At 69.6% G+C, this 17,310-nt stretch carries 11 protein-coding genes; 6 read left to right on the top strand and 5 right to left on the bottom strand.

Annotated elements, in window-relative coordinates:
* Positions 1–2: 2 nt before the first annotated feature.
* The gene (locus tag Q7C18_RS13305) at positions 3–218 is read right to left on the bottom strand and encodes a helix-hairpin-helix domain-containing protein (protein ID WP_311025795.1); all 216 of its coding nucleotides are present in this window, start codon (positions 216–218) and stop codon (positions 3–5) included.
* 3 nt (positions 219–221) lie between these two features.
* Complete coding sequence (locus Q7C18_RS13300; protein WP_311025794.1) at positions 222–983, bottom strand: polyketide cyclase; 762 nt, start codon at positions 981–983, stop codon at positions 222–224.
* 143 nt (positions 984–1,126) lie between these two features.
* Here Q7C18_RS13300 and Q7C18_RS13295 point away from each other — a divergent pair, with 143 nt between their 5' ends.
* Together Q7C18_RS13295 and Q7C18_RS13290 are read left to right on the top strand one after the other, a co-directional pair.
* Positions 1,127–5,320, top strand: coding sequence for a 5'-nucleotidase C-terminal domain-containing protein (locus tag Q7C18_RS13295; protein WP_311025793.1), 4,194 nt, complete (start codon positions 1,127–1,129; stop codon positions 5,318–5,320).
* Between the two features lie 232 nt (positions 5,321–5,552).
* On the top strand, positions 5,553–8,387 hold the full coding sequence (locus Q7C18_RS13290; RefSeq protein WP_311025792.1) for an ExeM/NucH family extracellular endonuclease: 2,835 nt from the start codon (positions 5,553–5,555) through the stop codon (positions 8,385–8,387).
* A 117-nt stretch (positions 8,388–8,504) separates the two neighbouring features.
* Here Q7C18_RS13290 and Q7C18_RS13285 read toward each other — a convergent pair whose 3' ends face one another.
* The 3 genes from Q7C18_RS13285 to guaB all read right to left on the bottom strand — a co-directional run bounded on the left by Q7C18_RS13285 (position 8,505) and on the right by guaB (position 12,107).
* Entirely contained in the window at positions 8,505–9,647 is a 1,143-nt protein-coding gene (locus Q7C18_RS13285; RefSeq protein ID WP_311025791.1) for a GuaB3 family IMP dehydrogenase-related protein, read from the bottom strand.
* A gap of 141 nt (positions 9,648–9,788) precedes the next feature.
* A complete protein-coding gene (locus Q7C18_RS13280; RefSeq protein WP_311025790.1) occupies positions 9,789–10,574 on the bottom strand; it encodes a TenA family protein in 786 nt (261 codons plus the stop codon).
* Positions 10,575–10,586: 12 nt separating this feature from the next.
* Positions 10,587–12,107, bottom strand: a complete 1,521-nt coding sequence (gene guaB / locus Q7C18_RS13275; protein WP_311025789.1) for an IMP dehydrogenase — start codon at positions 12,105–12,107, stop codon at positions 10,587–10,589.
* Between the two features lie 315 nt (positions 12,108–12,422).
* On the opposite strand from guaB, the gene Q7C18_RS13270 reads away from it, so the two are divergent.
* The 4 genes from Q7C18_RS13270 to groL all read left to right on the top strand — a co-directional run bounded on the left by Q7C18_RS13270 (position 12,423) and on the right by groL (position 17,176).
* Positions 12,423–13,616 carry a sulfurtransferase gene (locus tag Q7C18_RS13270; RefSeq protein ID WP_311025788.1) on the top strand — a complete coding sequence of 398 codons (1,194 nt, stop codon included), beginning with the start codon at positions 12,423–12,425 and terminating at the stop codon, positions 13,614–13,616.
* On the top strand, positions 13,613–14,914 hold the full coding sequence (locus tag Q7C18_RS13265) for a YeeE/YedE family protein (RefSeq protein ID WP_311025787.1): 1,302 nt from the start codon (positions 13,613–13,615) through the stop codon (positions 14,912–14,914). The genes Q7C18_RS13270 and Q7C18_RS13265 overlap by 4 nt, the downstream gene beginning before the upstream one ends.
* Before the next feature lie 312 nt (positions 14,915–15,226).
* Positions 15,227–15,523, top strand: coding sequence for a co-chaperone GroES (gene groES / locus Q7C18_RS13260; protein ID WP_070160649.1), 297 nt, complete (start codon positions 15,227–15,229; stop codon positions 15,521–15,523).
* Between the two features lie 60 nt (positions 15,524–15,583).
* A complete protein-coding gene (gene groL / locus Q7C18_RS13255; RefSeq protein WP_311025786.1) occupies positions 15,584–17,176 on the top strand; it encodes a chaperonin GroEL in 1,593 nt (530 codons plus the stop codon).
* Positions 17,177–17,310 lie beyond the last annotated feature (134 nt).

Below are 17,310 nucleotides of genomic sequence, written 5' to 3'. Positions count from 1 at the left end.
GCTCACTCCGGACGCCAGGACAGCCCCTTCTCCGCGAGCGCCTCGGTGAGGATCCGGACGGCCTTCGGCCCGACGCCGTGGATGGCCAGCAACTCCTTCGGGGTGTGCGCGGCGGCCTCGGCGAGGCTGCGCACGCCGTGATGCGACAGCTCGCGTGCGGCGGTCTTGCCGATGCTGTCCGGCAGGTCGCCGACGGGCCTGATGTCAGGTGTCGCCATGGGTCATCCCTCCGTGTCAGGTTCCTCTGCGTCAGGTGTCGCGCAGTCAGGTGTCGTATAGAAGACGGTGGTGCGTCGGGCGGCGGCCTGGGCCATCTCCGGCGATGTTCCCGCGGCCTCGGAGGCCCGACCCCACGCCTCGCTGCTGCCCGCGATGAACTCCGCCGCGGCCGGCGTGGTCACCCACAGGGACTGCTCGGCCGGCACCGTACTTCCGGTGCGCAGGTGATGAGCCAGACCCAGCAGGGCCAGATCCCACCCGACGCCACCGGCTCCAGGCCCGTAGGCGCGCCAGAAATCCAGGGGCACGATCCCACGATGCTCCAGCACCAGACGCGATGCCTGAGGAGGGCTGGCCCCGTCGGCTGACCCGGCGTCGCCGGCGCTCTCCGGCGCCTCCTCGCAGCGCAGCTCCACCTGGGAGACGTCCTCACCGAACTCCCAGCTCAGCTGCAGCTCGCCCGCGGCACCGGCACCAGGCGACGCGCACCGCTCCACCGTGCCGGAGGCGTTGCCCTCCACGCTGAACCGTCCGCCCAGCCGAAGGTCTCCGCCCACGACACCGAACCATCGGCTCAGACGATCGGCCTCCGTACAGCACCGCCACAGCTCGCCGACCGGGATGGGGAACCTCTGGACCAGTCGCGTGACGGCCAGGATTCCGTCGTCGCGCTGCCGGACGTCGAGCTCCCGGAAGACGGCGTCGAGCTGCCCGGCAGGCTCGATGATGACTTCCCCGGAGGCCCCCGCTGTGCTGTCGCTCATGAGGTCATTCATCCAGACTCCCAGCCGTCGAGGCAACCGATGAGTGCCCGATGACAGACCAGGTTCACCGGCAGGTCTGTCCCTGTTCGCCGAGATCTGTTTGGATGGACAACGATCCAAGCATCTGATTCGAGGGAGCCTCCATGCGCACAGCTGCGCCCACAGACCCCCAGGACCCACACCCGACGCGTGATCGCCGGCGCGGCAGATTCGCCGCCGGACTCGCGGCAGGCCTCGTCTCGGGCCTGGCGGCGACCCTCCTCACTCCGGCAGCCGCGAGCGCCGCAGCCGACGCGTCGACCGATGAGGTCGACGCCGAGGCCAGCTCCGAGGCCGGCGGCGACGTCGTCGAGCTGAGCATCGTCGGGGTCAACGACTTCCACGGCCGTCTGGAGGCCTCCGGCAGCGTCCCGGGCGCCGCGGCGCTGGCCTGCGCCGTGGAGCAGGTCCGCGGGGAGAATCCCCACACTCTCTTCGTCTCCGCCGGGGACAACATCGGCGCCACCACCTTCACCTCCTTCATCCAACAGGACCAGCCCACCCTGGATGCCATGAGCACCATGGACCTGGAGGTCTCGGTGCTGGGCAACCACGAGTTCGACGCCGGCGCCGCCGACGTCGACGATCGGGTCATCCCGGAGGCCGGATTCCCGCACATCGGGGCCAACATCCGCGATGCCGACGGCGAACACCTCTTCGAGCCGTACCACCTCACCGAGGTGGGCGGAATCACCGTGGGCTTCATCGGCGTCATCACCGAAGACATGCCCGGGCTGGTCAACCCCGCCGGAATCGAGGGCATCGAGTGGACCTCCGTCTCTGAGGAGGTGGACCGGTATGCCGAGCAGCTGACCAACGGCGACCCGGAGGACGGAGAGGCCGACGTCGTCGTCGTGCTCGCCCATGACGGCCTGCCGGGCACCGACCCGGGCAGCGCGCAGGGCCGCCCGTTCGGGGACCTGGTGGCCGATCCGCATCCCGCAGTGGACGCCGTCTTCAGCGGCCACACGCACCAGTCCTACGCGCACGACCTGGACGGCCTGCAGCTGGTCCAGGGCGGTGAGTACGGCGAGCAGCTCTCCCGGGTGGACCTCTCTGTGGACACCTCCACCGGTGAGGTCGTCGAGGCCTCCTCCGAGACGATCGATCTCGTCGTGGACGACGCGCCGATCTGCGAGCCGGACGCTGAGGTGGCCGGCATCGTGGACGACGCCGTCGAGGTGGCCGACGAGCTCGGCTCGGAGGTGGTCGCGGAAACTGCCGGCGAGGTGCCGTTCCGGCGGGCGGAGAACGGTGACGGCTCGGAGAACCGCGGCGCTTCGTCCACCCTCGGCGAGCTGGTGGCCGACGCCCAGCTGTGGGCGGTCCGCCAGACTCGCCCCGAGGTGGACTTCGCGATCACCAACTCCGGCGGCCTGCGCGCCGATCTTCCCTCGGGCGAACTGACCTACCGAGACCTCGCCGACGTGCAGCCCTTCGCCAACACCCTGACCACTGTGGAGCTCAGCGGCACCCAGGTCCACGAGCTCTTCGAGCAGCAGTGGCGGGAGGACGGCCGGTTCTCCAAGCACGCCCAGTCCGCCGAGGTCAGCTACACCTTCGACCCCCAGGCCGAGATCGGCCAGCGGATCACCGAGGTCCGGATCGACGGAGAGCCGGTGGACCCGGAGGGCAGCTACGAGGTGGCCATGAACTCCTATATGGCCGCAGGAGGCGGCGGGGTCGACGTCGTCCTGAAGTCCGGCCGGACCCTGGACACCGGGATGAACGACCTCGAGGCGTTCGTCTCCTACGCCCAGGATCGGGGATCCCTGGACGCTGATCTCGAACGCCGCGCGGTCGCGGTCACCTGGGACGGGGACCCGGAGCAGACCTACGGGCCCGGGGAGGAGATCTCGCTGCAGGTGGCCGGACTGGCCTACAGCTCCTCTGAGGTGCCGGCCGGGGATGTCGTGGAGGTCGAGCTGGGCGGCGTCGAGCTGGGTGAGTTCCCGCTGGACACCGGGATCGTGGACCACCAGGACCTCCGGGGCCAGGCCGAGATCGTCGCGGAGGTCCCCGACGGCGTGGACACCGCCGGCGGGGTCGCCGAGCTGCTGCTCACGGAGCCGGTCACCGGAACCGACGTGGCCGTTCCCGTCCGGGTCACCGAAGATGTCGCAGAAGATGTCGCCGAGAAGGAGGAGAGCCCAGGCGATCGGGACGGGACCGGTGAGGACGACAGGACCGGCGTCGTGGACCTGAACATCCTCTCCATCAACGACTTCCACGGTCGGCTCGAGCGCAGCGGTCCGGTGGCGGGCGCCGCGGTGCTGGCCTGCACCGTGGAGGAGATCCGCGCCGAGAACCCGAACACGTTGTTCGTCTCCGCCGGCGACGACGTCGGCGCCTCCACCTTCACCTCCTTCATCCAGGACGACGAGCCCACCCTGGAGGCGCTGAACCTGATGGGCCTGGATGTGGCTGCGCTCGGCAACCACGAATTCGACGGCGGCGCGGCCGACGTCGACGACCGCATCATCCCCACCACGGACTTCCCGCATCTCGGGGCCAACATCCATGACACGGACGGCGAACCCCTCTATGACCCGTATTGGATCACCGAGGTCGACGGCGTGCGGGTCGGCTTCATCGGGGTGATCACCGAGGACATGCCCTCGCTGGTGAGCCCCTCCGGCATCGAAGGCATCGAATGGGCCGACATGTCTGAGGCCGCCAACCGGTACGCCGAGGAGCTGACCTCCCAGGACCTGGCCGACGTCGTCGTCGTGCTGGCCCACGACGGCATCGGCGGCACCACGCTGGAGGACGCCGAGGGACCGTTCGGCACGCTCGTGGAAGAGGCCCACCCGGGGATCGACGCGATCATCTCCGGCCACACCCACCAGGAGTACCTGCTGCAGACGGACAGCGGCATGTGGGTCACTCAGGCCGGCCAGTACGGCGAGGCGCTGGGCCAGCTGGAGCTCAGCTACGACCTCGATGCCGACGAGCTGGTGGCCTCCGAGGCCTCTCTGCTGCGGCCCATCGACCCGGAGGACCCGGAGTCTGCCCGCTGCCAGGGTGACCCGGAGATCCAGCAGATCGTGGAAGACGCCGTGGAGGTCGCCGACGAACTGGGCGCCGAGGTCATCGGCGAGGTCGACGGCGACGTGCCGTTCGTCCGGGCCACCGACGGCGACGGCGGCCAGAACCGCAGCGCCGACTCCACTCTGGGAGGCCTGGTGGCAGACGCCCAGGCATGGTCCGCGCGGCAGACCGCCCCGGAGGTGGACTTCGCGCTGATGAACCCGGGTGGCCTGCGTGATGACCTCAGCCTCGGCACCATCACCTACAGAGAACTGGCCACTGTCCAGCCCTTCGCCAACACCCTGGTGGTCCTGGAGCTCGACGGCGCCCAGATCCGCGAGGTGCTGGAGCAGCAGTGGCGCGAGGACGGGGACATCAAGCTCTCCGGATCCACCGAACTGCGCTACACCTATGATCCTGCCGCGCCGCTGGGAGAACGCCTCCTGGAGGTGCTCATCGACGGCGTGCCGCTGGAGGACGCGGAGACCTATCAGGTCACGGTCAACAGCTTCCTGGCCGGCGGTGGAGACGGGTTCACTGCCTTCACCGAGACGCAGTCCGCCACCGACACCGGCATGACCGACCTGGTCGGCATCATGGACTACGTCCGCGAGCACACTCCCCTGGCGCCCGAGCTGGCCCGCCGCACAGTGGCAGTCACCTGGGAGTCCGACTCTGGCGCGGTCTACGCCCCAGGAGACCAGGTGGCGCTGCAGCTGGGCGGGCTGGCGCACAGCCACCCGGACGTTCCTGCCGGTGAGACGGTGCAGACCCGGCTGGGCGACGTCGACACCGGCGACTTCCCACTGGATCTGGACTTCGTGCCGGGAGGTGATGAGCGGGGACGCGTCGACGTGGTGATCGAGGTGCCGGACACGCTGGAGACCGCGGAGCCCGGCGAGGCGCCGCTGGTCATCCACGAGCCGGTGACCGGCACGGAGCTGACCCTTCCGCTGACGGTGGAAGCCGGCGTGGGGGACGAGGCCGGACCAGCTAGCCCTGGGAGCAGCACGGACGGCGGTCCTGATGTCGGGCTGAACGGCGGCGGTACGGACGACGGCGGTGCCGGAAGTGAGGCCGGACGTGAGGCCGGACGTGAGGCCGGACGTGAGGCCGGACGTGAGGCCGGGGAGGTCCGCTCCCCCGAGCGTGAGGGAGCTCTGGCGAGCACCGGCATCTCGGGGGCGCTGTGGCTCGGCCTGGGCACGCTCGTGCTGCTGACCCTGGGCGCCGTGCTGGTCCTGCGTGCTCGGCGAGGAGGAGCCTGATGACCTTCGCGGAGGGCGCAGACCATCGAAGTCACGTGTCATAGGCCCGCCCTAGACTCGTCCCCACAGCAATGACGCAGATCACACCCGCCCCGGCCCGCGCGTCACCGACCGTGACCGCAGCCCTCGCCCACCGGTGAACGCCGCTGAACCGACCACTGCCGACCACTGCCGATCACGACCGATTACGACCGACCCCTGCACGAACTGAGGATGAGGACACCCCTTGCCCATGCATACACCAGGTGAAGCCACCGCCGGATCCCGCCGAGCCCGCCGACCCCGCGTGCTCGCCGGGCTTGCCGTCGCGGGACTGACCGTCTCGCTGATCGGCCCCGCCCCGGCCTCCGCCACGACCGCCTCCACAGACCCCTCGGAAGGCGAGCACGTCGTCATCAGCGAGGTCTACACCACCGGAGCCGGCGCCGACGCCGCGTTCAACGAGCGGTTCATCGAGCTGCACAACTCCGGTGACGAGGCCGTGGTCCTCGACGGCTGGTCGGTCTCCTACCGGCCCGCCTCCCGCGGCGAGGAGAACCTCACGCCCTCGGGGCACGTGACCCTGAGCGGCACCATCGAGCCCGGCGGCCACTACCTGATCGCCAACCCGGGGCTCAGCGCCGGGGACGGCGCGGACCTCCCCGCACCCGACGCCCGCCTGTCCGGGTCCACTGCGATCCGCGACGGCGTGATCTGGCTGTCCTCCACTGAGGAACGTCTGGACGTCCCTCTCGGCGATGTGCAGGACCATGAGGACGTCGTCGACCTGATCGGCTACGGCGGAGCGAACACCTACGAGACGGCAGCCGCGCCGTCGCCGTCGAACGGGTCCGATGTGCGCTCCATCGCCCGGGCGGACGAGGCCGTGGACACCGATGACAACTCCGCCGACTTCACCCTCTCCGAGGCCATCACCCCCACGAACAGCGCCGGGGAGCAGGCCGTCCATGAGCCGGAGGAGACCGAGCGCCAGGACCCGAGGGAGCTGGAGATCAACGAGATCCCGCGCAGTCTGGACCCGGCGGAGAACGAGCTGCTGGAGCAGCCGGTCACCGTGCGCGGCGTGGTCACCGCCGCCTACCCGAGTGGGGGCCTCGACGGCTTCACCGTGCAGACCGAGGGCACGGGCGGCGACCTTGACCTGGACGCCCACGAGGCCTCGGACGGGATCTTCGTCTACTCCCCGTGGCGCGCGGACGACGTGGAGGTCGGCGATTTCGTGGAGGTCACCGCCGATGTGACCACCTACTCCGGTCAGGTGCAGCTCTCCCTCTATCCGGGCTCCGCGCAGACGCCCGAGCATGAGTTCGCGCTCATCGAGGACGAGCCTCACGAGGAGGTCAAGCCGGCGGTGGTCGCGATCCCGGAGACCGACGCTGAGCGGGAGTCCCTGCTGGGCATGCTGATCGACCCGCAGGGCACCTACACCGTCACCGACCACTACACGCTGAACCAGTTCGGCGAGATCGGCATCGTGCTCGGCGACGAGCCGCTGATCAACCCGACCTCCGCACACCGTCCAGGCCCTGAGGCCGACGCACTGGCCGAGGAGAACGCCCAGCGGATCATCTACCTCGACGACGCCGCGACCACGACATTCCACCGCTCCCCCGGCTGGGACCAGGAGCTGCCGTACCTGAGCGCCGACGAGCCGGTCCGGATCGGCGCCGAGGTCGAGTGGCACAACACCGTCGTCCTGGACCGCCGCTTCGATCAGTGGCGGCTGCAGCCCACCGGGCACCTCACCCCGGAGACCGCCGACGCCGTCCAGCCGGCCGGCTTCGAGGACACTCGGGCAGGCCGGGAGACCCCGGCCGAGCGCGACGGTGACCTGCGCATCGCCGGATTCAACGTGCTGAACTACTTCGTCACCCTCGGTGAGGACGAACAGGGGTGCGAGTACCACGCCGATCGGGACGGCGAGCCCACCACGGCCGACTGGTGCGAGGTGCGGGGCGCCTGGTCCACCGAGTCCTTCGAACGCCAGCAGGCCAAGATCGTCGACGCGATCAACGCCATGGACGCCGACGTCGTCGCCCTCCAGGAGATGGAGAACTCCGCGCGCTTCACCGACGACGCCGACCGCGACCTCGCCCACGCACGCCTCGTGGAGGCCCTCAACGAGGACCTCGGCACGCAGACCTGGGAGTTCGTGGCCAGCCCCGAGGCCACTCCGGCCCCGGAGGACGAGGACGTGATCCGCAACGGCTTCATCTACCGGGCTGACGCCGTGGAGCCGGTGGGAGACTCGGTGATCCTCTTCGAGGAAGGCGTCGCCGAGATCATGACTCCTGAGCTGGAGTCCTTCGACCTGGCCCAGGTCTACTCCAACGCCAGAGAACCGCTGGCCCAGCAGTTCCAGCCGGTGGACGGTGACGCCGAGGACGGGTTCATCGCCATCGTCAACCACTTCAAGTCCAAGGGCTCAGCCCCCGACGGCGGCCCCAACGCGGACTCCGGCGACGGCCAGGGAGCGTGGAACGCCGACCGCGTGGAGCAGGCCCGCGCCCTGGTGGCCTTCGCCGATGCCCTGACGGAGGACACCGGCACGGACAGCATCTTCCTGATGGGCGACTTCAACTCCTACGAGAAGGAGGACCCGCTGCAGGAGATCCTCGACGCCGGTTTCAGCAACATCTCGGCCGAGACCGGCCAGCACAGCTACATGTTCGACGGTCAGGTGGGCTCCCTGGATCATCTCTTCGCCTCGGAGGCGGCCGCCGAGTCCGTCTCGCAGGCCGAGATCTGGAACATCAACGCCGTGGAACCGATCGCCCTGGAGTACAGCCGCTACAACGGCAATGCCTCGGACCTGTTCCGGGCCGACCTGTGGCGCTCCTCCGACCATGACCCGATCGTGGCGGACCTGCGTCTCAGCGGCGCGGACGATCCCGAGGGCGGCGAGGACGGCTCCGGGGACGACGGCTCAGCCGGTCCTCCCCGGGGGCCTGGGAACTCCAACGGACAGGGCAACGGCCCCGGTGAGGGCCGGGGGCACGAGCGGGTGGACCACCCCGGCAACGGCCCTGGGCAGAACAACGGGAACGGCAACGGCCGCCACGGCTGACCGTCCCAGGCGCTGAGTTGGTCCGGAGTGTGCGGTACTCAGCTCGATCGAGTCGAGTACCGCAGACTCCGGACCAACTGAACCAACTCGACCAACTGGTCTAGGCAGGGCCGGCCCTCAGCGGGACTGCTGGCCCAGCGGGGAGACGATCGCGTCCACCCGCTGGAAGGACTTCAGGTCCGAGTAGCCCGTGGCGGCCATCGCGCGGCGCAGGCCGCCCATGAGGTTCGAAGAGCCGTCGGTGTGGTGGCTGGGGCCCCAGAGGACCTCCTCCAGCGGACCGACAGTGCCCACCCGGGTGCGGTGACCGCGCGGGAAGTCCGGGTGCACCGCTTCCTGACCCCAGTGCCAGCCGCGGCCCGGGGCCTCTTCGGCTCGGGCCAGCGTGGTCCCCAGCATGACGGCGTCGGCGCCCATGGCCAGCGCCTTGACGATGTCCCCGGAGGAGCCGAGGCCCCCGTCGGCGATCACGTGCACGTAGCGCCCGCCGGACTCGTCCAGGTAGTCGCGCCGGGCGGCGGCGACGTCGGAGATGGCAGTCGCCATGGGCACCCGGATGCCCATGGCCCGGCGCGTGGTGGTCGAGGATCCCCCGCCGAAGCCCACCAGCACGCCGGCCGCCCCGGTGCGCATCAGGTGCAGCGCGGGGGTGTAGCCCGCCGCCCCTCCCACGATCACCGGCACGTCGAGCTCGTAGATGAACTCCTTGAGGTTCAGCGGGTCTCCGTTCTGGGACACGTGTTCGGCCGACACCGTGGTGCCGCGGATGACGAACATGTCCACCCCGGCCTCCACCACGGTCTGGTAGAACTCCTGGGTGCGCTGCGGCGTCAGCGAGCCGGAGACCACGACGCCGGCCTCCCGGATCTCCGCCAGGCGGGCCTTGATCAGCTCCGCCTTGATCGGCTCGGAGTAGAGCTGCTGCAGGCGGCGCGTGTTCTCCGGGGACACCTCGTCATCGGCCAGGCGGGAGATCTCCTCCAGCACCGGCTGCGGGTCCTCGTAGCGGGTCCACAGGCCCTCCAGGTTGAGCACCCCGAGCCCGCCCAGCCGGCCCAGCTCGATCGCGGTCTCCGGAGACATCACGGAGTCCATGGGCGCCCCGATCACCGGGGTCTTGAACGTGTACGCATCGATCTGCCAGTCCAGGCTCACGTCCTGCGGGCTCCGGGTGCGGCGGCTCGGCACGACGGCGACGTCGTCCAGCGCCCAGGCGCGCCGTCCGCTCTTGGCCAGACCGATCGGGATCTCGTTGCTCAACTGGTGCTCCTTGCTCTCGCAGGGGTTGTCGGGTCGTGGTCGGCAGGACCGGGACGGTCCCAGAAATTCACAGGGCCTCCTGAGGCACGGGCTTCGTCCGTCAGCGGACCGCGCTCGTCAGCCGCGTGGCTCACAGGGCGTTCAGGCCCGCGCCCCCGAGGGCGGGGTGGCCCAGGACTCGCGGACATGCGCCGCCGCCCAGAAGCGGTGCTCATAGACGCAGCCCCGCTCGAAGGCGGCCATCATGCGGGCGCGGACTCCTGCGTCGGATGCGTCGACGAGCTCCTCGAAGATCCCGATCGCCTCCTCCACTGCGCGGTCGAAGGCCGGATCCGAGTACACCTCCACCCAGCTGCGGTACGGGTGCCGGTCCATGCCTTCCCCGATGCTCTCCACCAGGTGACGGCCCACCTCGGCGTACACCCAGAAGCAGGGCAGCACCGCGGCCACGGCCACCGCATGGTCATCGACGGCGGCGGTGGCCACCAGCCAGGAGGTGTAGCCCTGCGTAGTCGGAGAGGGACGCGGTGCGCCGTCGTCGTCCGCCATGCGGCGGGCCAGTGCGGAGAACTCCTCCGAGCCCATGAGCTCCGCCTGCATGGACTGCTCCTCAGCGATGGTGTCCGAGGTCGCCCGAGCCCAGAATCGGCGGTGCTCGGCCGACGGCGCGCGGGCCGCCAGCAGGGTCATCGCCTGGCCGTAGCCGGCCAGGTAGGCCGAGTCCTGCAGCAGATAGTGCACGAAGGTCTCCGCGGGAAGCGTGCCGTCGGCCAGCTCGGCCAGGAACTCGAGCTCGGAGATCGCGGCCAGGGCCTGCCGGGAACCGCGCCAGGCGGCCAGCCCGTGCTCCCCGGCCCGCAGTGCCGGAGAGTCCACGTACGAGGCCAGGCCTACGGCGGCGCCGGAGTGGGAGTCGGTGGTGCTCATCGCGTCCGCCGGTCAGCGACGCCGGTAGTTCGGCGATTCGACGGTCATCATCACGTCATGCGGGTGCGACTCCTTCAGCCCCGCCGAGGTGATGCGGACGAACCGACCCTTGGCCTTGAGCTCGCCGATGGTGTGCGCGCCGACGTAGAACATGGTCTGCCGCAGGCCGCCGGTGAGCTGGTGGACCACCGCGGAGAGCGGCCCGCGGTAGGGCACCTGGCCCTCGATGCCCTCCGGAATGAGCTTCTCGTCATCGGGGACGTCGGCCTGGAAGTAGCGGTCCTTGGAATAGGAGGTGTTCTTCCCGCGGGTCTGCATCGCGCCCAGCGAGCCCATGCCCCGGTAGGCCTTGAACTGCTTGCCGTTGTAGAACACCAGGTCGCCCGGGGACTCGGCGGCGCCGGCCAGCAGCGAGCCGAGCATCACTGAGCTCGCGCCGGCCACCAGCGCCTTGCCGATGTCTCCGGAGTGCTGCAGCCCGCCGTCGGCGATCAGCGGCACACCGGCCGGGATGGCGGCCTTCGCCGCCTCATGGATGGCGGTGATCTGCGGGACGCCGACCCCGGCGACCACGCGGGTGGTGCAGATGGATCCGGGCCCGACTCCGACCTTCACGGCGTCCGCCCCGGCGTCGATGATCGCCTGGGCGCCTTCCCGGGTGGCCGCCTGGCCGCCGATGACGTCCACTCCTGCGGCGCGCGGCTCGGCCTTGAGCTTGGCGATCATGTCCAGGACCCCACGGGTGTGGCCGTTGGCGGTGTCGACCACGAGCACGTCCACGCCGGCGTCGATCAGCGTCATGGCCCGCTCGAAGCCCTCGCCGAAGAACCCGACGGCCGCCCCGACGCGCAGCCGCCCCTCGGAGTCCTTGGTGGCCTGCGGGTACTTGTCCGCCTTGTCGAAGTCCTTGATGGTGATCAGCCCGGTGAGCCGGCCGTCGTCGTCCACCAGCGGCAGCTTCTCCACCCGGTGCTCCGAGAACAGTCGGATGACGTCCTCGCGCGCGATGCCCTCCTGGGCGGTGATCAGCGGCTGCGGGGTCATCTTCTCGTAGACCTTGGTGGTCAGGAAGTCCTCGGGCGCGACGAAGCGGGTGTCGCGATTGGTGATGATGCCCAGCAGCTTCTTCTCGGAGTCGACCACCGGCAGGCCGGAGACCCGGTAGTGGGCGCAGAGGTCGTCCAGGTCCTTCAGGGTGGCGTCCGGGGTGATGGTCACCGGGTCGGAGATCATCCCGGACTCGGAGCGCTTGACCTGGTCCACCTGCTTGGCCTGATCGTCGATGGAGAGGTTGCGATGCAGGATGCCGACGCCGCCGAGCCGGGCGAGCGCGATCGCCATCGGCGCCTCGGTGACGGTGTCCATGGCGGCCGAAGCCACCGGCGTGTTCAGCGTGATGTTCCGGGTGAACTGCGTGGAGGTGTCGGCGTCGGACGGGATCACGTCGGTGGCGCCGGGCAGCAGGAGGACGTCGTCGTAGGTCAGCCCTACGAAGCCGAAGGGGTCGTGTTCCTCTGCGGTGGTCTCTGTCACGGGTGTCGCCTCTCCAGGGTGTCGTCGATGCGGGTCGCTTGAGGACCGGCGGCTGCGGCGTCGTCGGTGTTCGGGCCACAACAAGTCTACTGCCGCGAGGATTCCTGTGCGTCGCGGCCGATTCCGCGGGATGACGCGGCCGCACGGACCCCACGGTGGCCCGCCGGCGTCCCTCAATGTGACAACGTATGAACTTATCTGTTCATATTTCTGAAGATATACCGCATAGTGGTGTCAGGCACTTCTGCACCGGAAGCAGCACCACACAGACTCTCAAGCACCGCACAGACCCGCAGCGAAAGGCATCAGCACATCATGAGCACCGATGAGGCACCCTCCCCCGAGCAGACGTCGAGCTCCGGCCGACGATCCAGCGGCAAGCTGGCCATCGCCTTCGTGGCCGTGGCCGCCCTGGCCGCCACCGCCGGGGGCGTGGTCACCAACAGCATCAGCGGCGGAGACGACGGCGCCGCCACCAGCACCGACTCCGGCTCCGGCGGCGGCGATCAGGCCACCACGGTGGCGAATGTTCAGGTTGCGGGTGAGCACCGCGGCTACGACGAGGTCCACCAGGGCGGCGACGAGGACCTGGAGAACGTCCTGGTCTCCACCGACTGGCTGGCCGACCGCCTCGACGAGGGCGACCTCGCCGAGCAGGGCATCGTCCTGATCGACGTCTCCGAGGAGCTTCCCACCTCCGAGCTGACCCCCTACTCCGAGGCCCACATCCCCCAGGCGCAGTACGTGAACTGGTCCACCGAGTTCACCCAGCCCAACACCCGCGAGTTCATCTCCCAGGACGAGTTCACCGAGCTGGCCCAGTCCCTGGGCATCGACGACGGCGACACCGTCGTGCTCTACGGCGACTCCAACAACTGGTTCGCCGCCTACGCCGCCTGGGTGTTCAAGCTCTACGGCGCCGAGGACGTCCGCCTGCTCGACGGCGGCCTGCACAAGTGGGAGGTCTACGACGAGCGCGAGCTGACCGAGGAGGTCCCCGACGTCGCCGAGGGCACCTGGGAGGCCCAGCCGCAGAACCTCGACATCCGGGCCCTGCAGCCGGAGGTCCTCGAGGTGGCCGAGGAGAACGTCGACGGCGAGTCCGCGACCACGCTGGTGGACATCCGCTCCGCCGACGAGCACGACGGCGCGATCGGCGTGGACCCGGAGATCTTTGAGGGCGAGTCCACCTCCATCTGGGGCCACATCCCCGGTTCGGTCAACGTCTCCTGGGGCACCATCGTGGACGAGGAGACCGGCCAGTTCCTGCCGGCCGACGAGATCCGGGCCATCTACGAGGACGCCGGCGTCGACCTCGACAGCCCGATCATCACCTACTGCCGCATCGGGGAGCGTGCCTCCCACACCTGGTTCGCCCTGAGCCAGATCCTGGGCGCCGACACCCAGGTCTACGACGGCTCCTGGACCGAATGGGGCAACTCGGTGGGCGTGCCGGTGGCCAACAACACCGACCAGCGTGCCGGCCTGTGGGGCAGCGGCGGCTCGTGAGCACCACCGCTGAGACCACCTCGACGGAGCCCGTCCGCCACTCCGGCGGACCGGGCTCCATCTCGGTCCGTGCCGACCGTCCCCTGGGCTGGACCCGGGCGGACACGGTGCGCACGTCCGTCGCACTCGCCGTGGCCGCGCTGCTGCTCGTACTGGCCGGCTGGCTGACCATCACCGACGGCGAGGGCCTGGGCGGATCGAACGCCGCCTTCGCCCTGCTGATCGGTGCCGGCCTCGGCATCCTGTTCGAACGCGGCCGCTACTGCTTCTTCTGTGTGTTCCGTGACTTCTTCGAGAAGGGAGACTCGCGCGGGCTCTACGCCGTGCTGGTCTCCATCGCCGTGGGGATGATCGGTTACGCCGTCGTCTTCTCCATGCGTGTGTCCAACCCCACCGGGGGCACCATTCCCTCGGACGCCCACATCGCTCCGGTCTCCCTGGCGCTGGTGATCGCCGGCCTGGCCTTCGGACTCGGGATGGTGATCTCCGGGGGCTGCATCGCCGGGCACCTGTATCGGCTCCCGGAAGGGCACCTGCGCTCCCTGCCGGCGCTGGTCGGCGTCGTGCTGGGCTTCGGCGCGGGATTCCTCTCCTGGGACACCATGTACTCCGGGTTCATCGCCGGGGCGCCGGTCCCCTGGCTGCCCGCCGGCGGCGGCTACACCACCGCGGTCGTGCTGCAGCTGGGCGTGCTGGTCGGACTCGGGATCTGGCTGCTGCGGTGGAACCCGCCGGTGACGGGCCGCGGGGACCGCGTGGTCGACGCCACCGAGGTCCGCCGCCTCGTGTTCTTCAAGCGCTGGCCGGCGCTGGCCACCGGTGCCGCCGTCGGGATCCTGGCCGTGCTGGCCTACTACAAGGACCAGCCGCTGGGCGTGACCAGCCAGATCTCCTCACTGACCCGCACCGGCATGGACGCCGCCGGGCTGCTGCCGAACTTCATGCCAGGCCTGGACGAGCGCCTCGCCGGCTGCGTGGCGGTGGTGGTGCACACCATCACCACCAACGGGTGGCTGATCGCCGGCATCGTGCTGGCCTCGCTGGCCGCCGCGCTGCCGGGGCGCCGGGTCAAGGTGGAGCCGCTGACCGGCTGGAATTCGCTCACCGCGGTGATCGGCGGAGTCCTGCTGGGCTGGGGTTCGATGATCGGGCTGGGCTGCACCATCGGCGTACTGCTCTCCGGGACCCAGGCGATGGCGCTCTCCGGCTGGGTCTTCGGCGCGGCCGTGGTCGTCGCCGCCGGCGTCGGGTTCAAGCTTGGGCTGCATCGCCGCGCCAACCCTGGGGTGTACCGCTGAGCAGGTCCCTCAGGGAAGGCCACGGACCCGCAGTCCGGCACGTCACAGGGACGGCCTTAGCACTCTGCTTGACCGAGTGCTAAGGCCGTCCTAAAGTTTGTGTTGGCACTCGAGGCCATCGAGTGCTGATGCGGCGTCGGCGTCACCGGCGCCGAAGGCCTGAAGGGGCGCCGTCCGGCACCGCGACGACGGATCGGTCACTCCCAAGGCGCGCAACAACCCCGGCCTGGGGCACGGCGTCGGCGTCACACGACGCGCGGCCCGGGCCTGTGAACAGACCCGATTCGACATCACGCAAAGGAGAGTACTGACGTGTCAGTCTCCATCAAGCCCCTCGAGGATCGTATTGTTGTCCGCCCCCTGGAAGCTGAGCAGACCACCGCTTCCGGTCTGGTGATCCCGGACACCGCCAAGGAGAAGCCCCAGGAGGGCGAGGTCGTGGCCGTGGGCCCGGGCCGTGTCGACGACAAGGGCAACCGCGTGCCGGTCGACGTCGCCGAGGGCGACGTCGTCATCTACTCCAAGTTCGGCGGCACCGAGGTCAAGGTCGGCGGCGACGAGTTCCTCGTCCTCAACGCCCGCGACGTCCTGGCTGTCGTCGAGAAGTGATCGCGGATCCTCCGCACACCTCTCGAGACCCGCATCTGACTCGCAAAGGAAGCAACTCATATGGCAAAGCAGCTTGAGTTCGACGATGCCGCCCGGAAGGCACTCGAAGCCGGCATCGACAAGCTCGCCGACACCGTCAAGGTGACGCTGGGCCCCAAGGGCCGCAACGTCGTCCTGGACAAGTCCTGGGGCGCACCGACCATCACCAACGACGGCGTCACGATCGCCCGCGAGATCGAGGTCGAGGACTCCTACGAGAACCTCGGCGCTCAGCTCGCCAAGGAGGTCGCCACCAAGACCAACGACGTCGCCGGCGACGGCACCACCACCGCCACCGTGCTCGCCCAGGCCCTGGTCAAGGAAGGCCTGCGCAACGTGGCCGCCGGCGCCGCTCCGGGTGAGATCAAGCGCGGCATCGAGACCGCCGTCACCGCGGTGACCGAGCGTCTGAAGACCAACGCCCGCGATGTCGAGGGCCCCCAGGTGGCCCACGTCGCCGCGATCTCCGCCCAGAACGACGAGGTCGGCGAGCTCATCGCCCGCGCCTTCGACGCAGTGGGCACCGAGGGCGTGATCACCATCGAGGAGTCCTCCACGACGTCGACGGAGCTCGACATCACCGAGGGCATGCAGTTCGACAAGGGCTACCTCTCCCCGCACTTCGTCACTGACGCTGACCGTCAGGAGGCCGTGCTGGAGGATGCCCAGATCCTCATCCACCAGGGCAAGATCTCCAACATGCAGGAGTTCCTGCCGCTGCTGGAGAAGGTGCTGCAGTCCAAGAAGCCGCTGTTCATCATCGCCGAGGACGTCGAGGGCGAGGCGCTCTCCACCCTGGTGGTGAACAAGATCCGCGGCACCCTGAACGCTGTGGCTGTCAAGGCTCCGGGCTTCGGCGACCGCCGCAAGGCCATGCTGGAGGACATCGCGATCCTCACCGGCGCCCAGGTGGTCTCCCCCGACCTCGGTCTGAAGCTGGACCAGGTGGGCACCGAGGTGCTCGGCTCCGCACGCCGCGTGACCGTCACCAAGGACAACACCACCATCGTCGACGGCGCCGGCTCGAAGGAGGACGTCGAGGCCCGTGCCGCCACGATCAAGGCGCAGGCTGACGCGACCGACTCCGAGTGGGACCGTGAGAAGCTGCAGGAGCGGCTGGCCAAGCTGGCCGGCGGCATCGGCGTCATCAAGGTCGGTGCGGCCACCGAGGTGGAGCTCAAGGAGCGCAAGCACCGCATCGAGGACGCCGTGTCCTCCACGCGTGCCGCGCTCGAGGAGGGCATCGTCGCCGGCGGTGGCACCGCGCTGATCAACGCGCTGTCCGCCCTGGACGAGGACGCGAACGTCCAGGCGCTCGAGGGCGACGCCGCCGCTGCGGTGGGCATCGTCCGCCGGGCGCTGGTGCAGCCGCTGCGCTGGATCGCCCAGAACGCCGGCGAGGACGGCTTCGTCGTCGCCTCGAAGGTCGCGGACCTGGAGCCGAACCACGGCTTCAACGCCAAGACCGGCGTCTACGGCGACCTGATCGCCGACGGCGTCATCGACCCGGTCAAGGTCACCCGCTCTGCTCTGCAGAACGCCGCCTCCATCGCGGCGCTGGTGCTGACCACCGAGACGCTCGTCGTCGAGAAGAAGGACGACGAGGAGGAGTGATCTCCGCACGCTGAGATCCCTCTGCCGAGACAGGGGCCCTGGCCACGTCACCCGACGGGCCTGGGCCCCTTCTCTGTCCACGGGCTCTCTGCGCTGAGTTGGTCTGGAGTTTTGGGGGGGGGGGGGGGGGGGGG

The organism is Nesterenkonia sp. CL21, assembly GCF_031705515.1.
GTDB lineage: Bacteria > Actinomycetota > Actinomycetes > Actinomycetales > Micrococcaceae > Nesterenkonia > Nesterenkonia aethiopica.
This window is presented reverse-complemented; position numbering and strand designations above follow the sequence as displayed.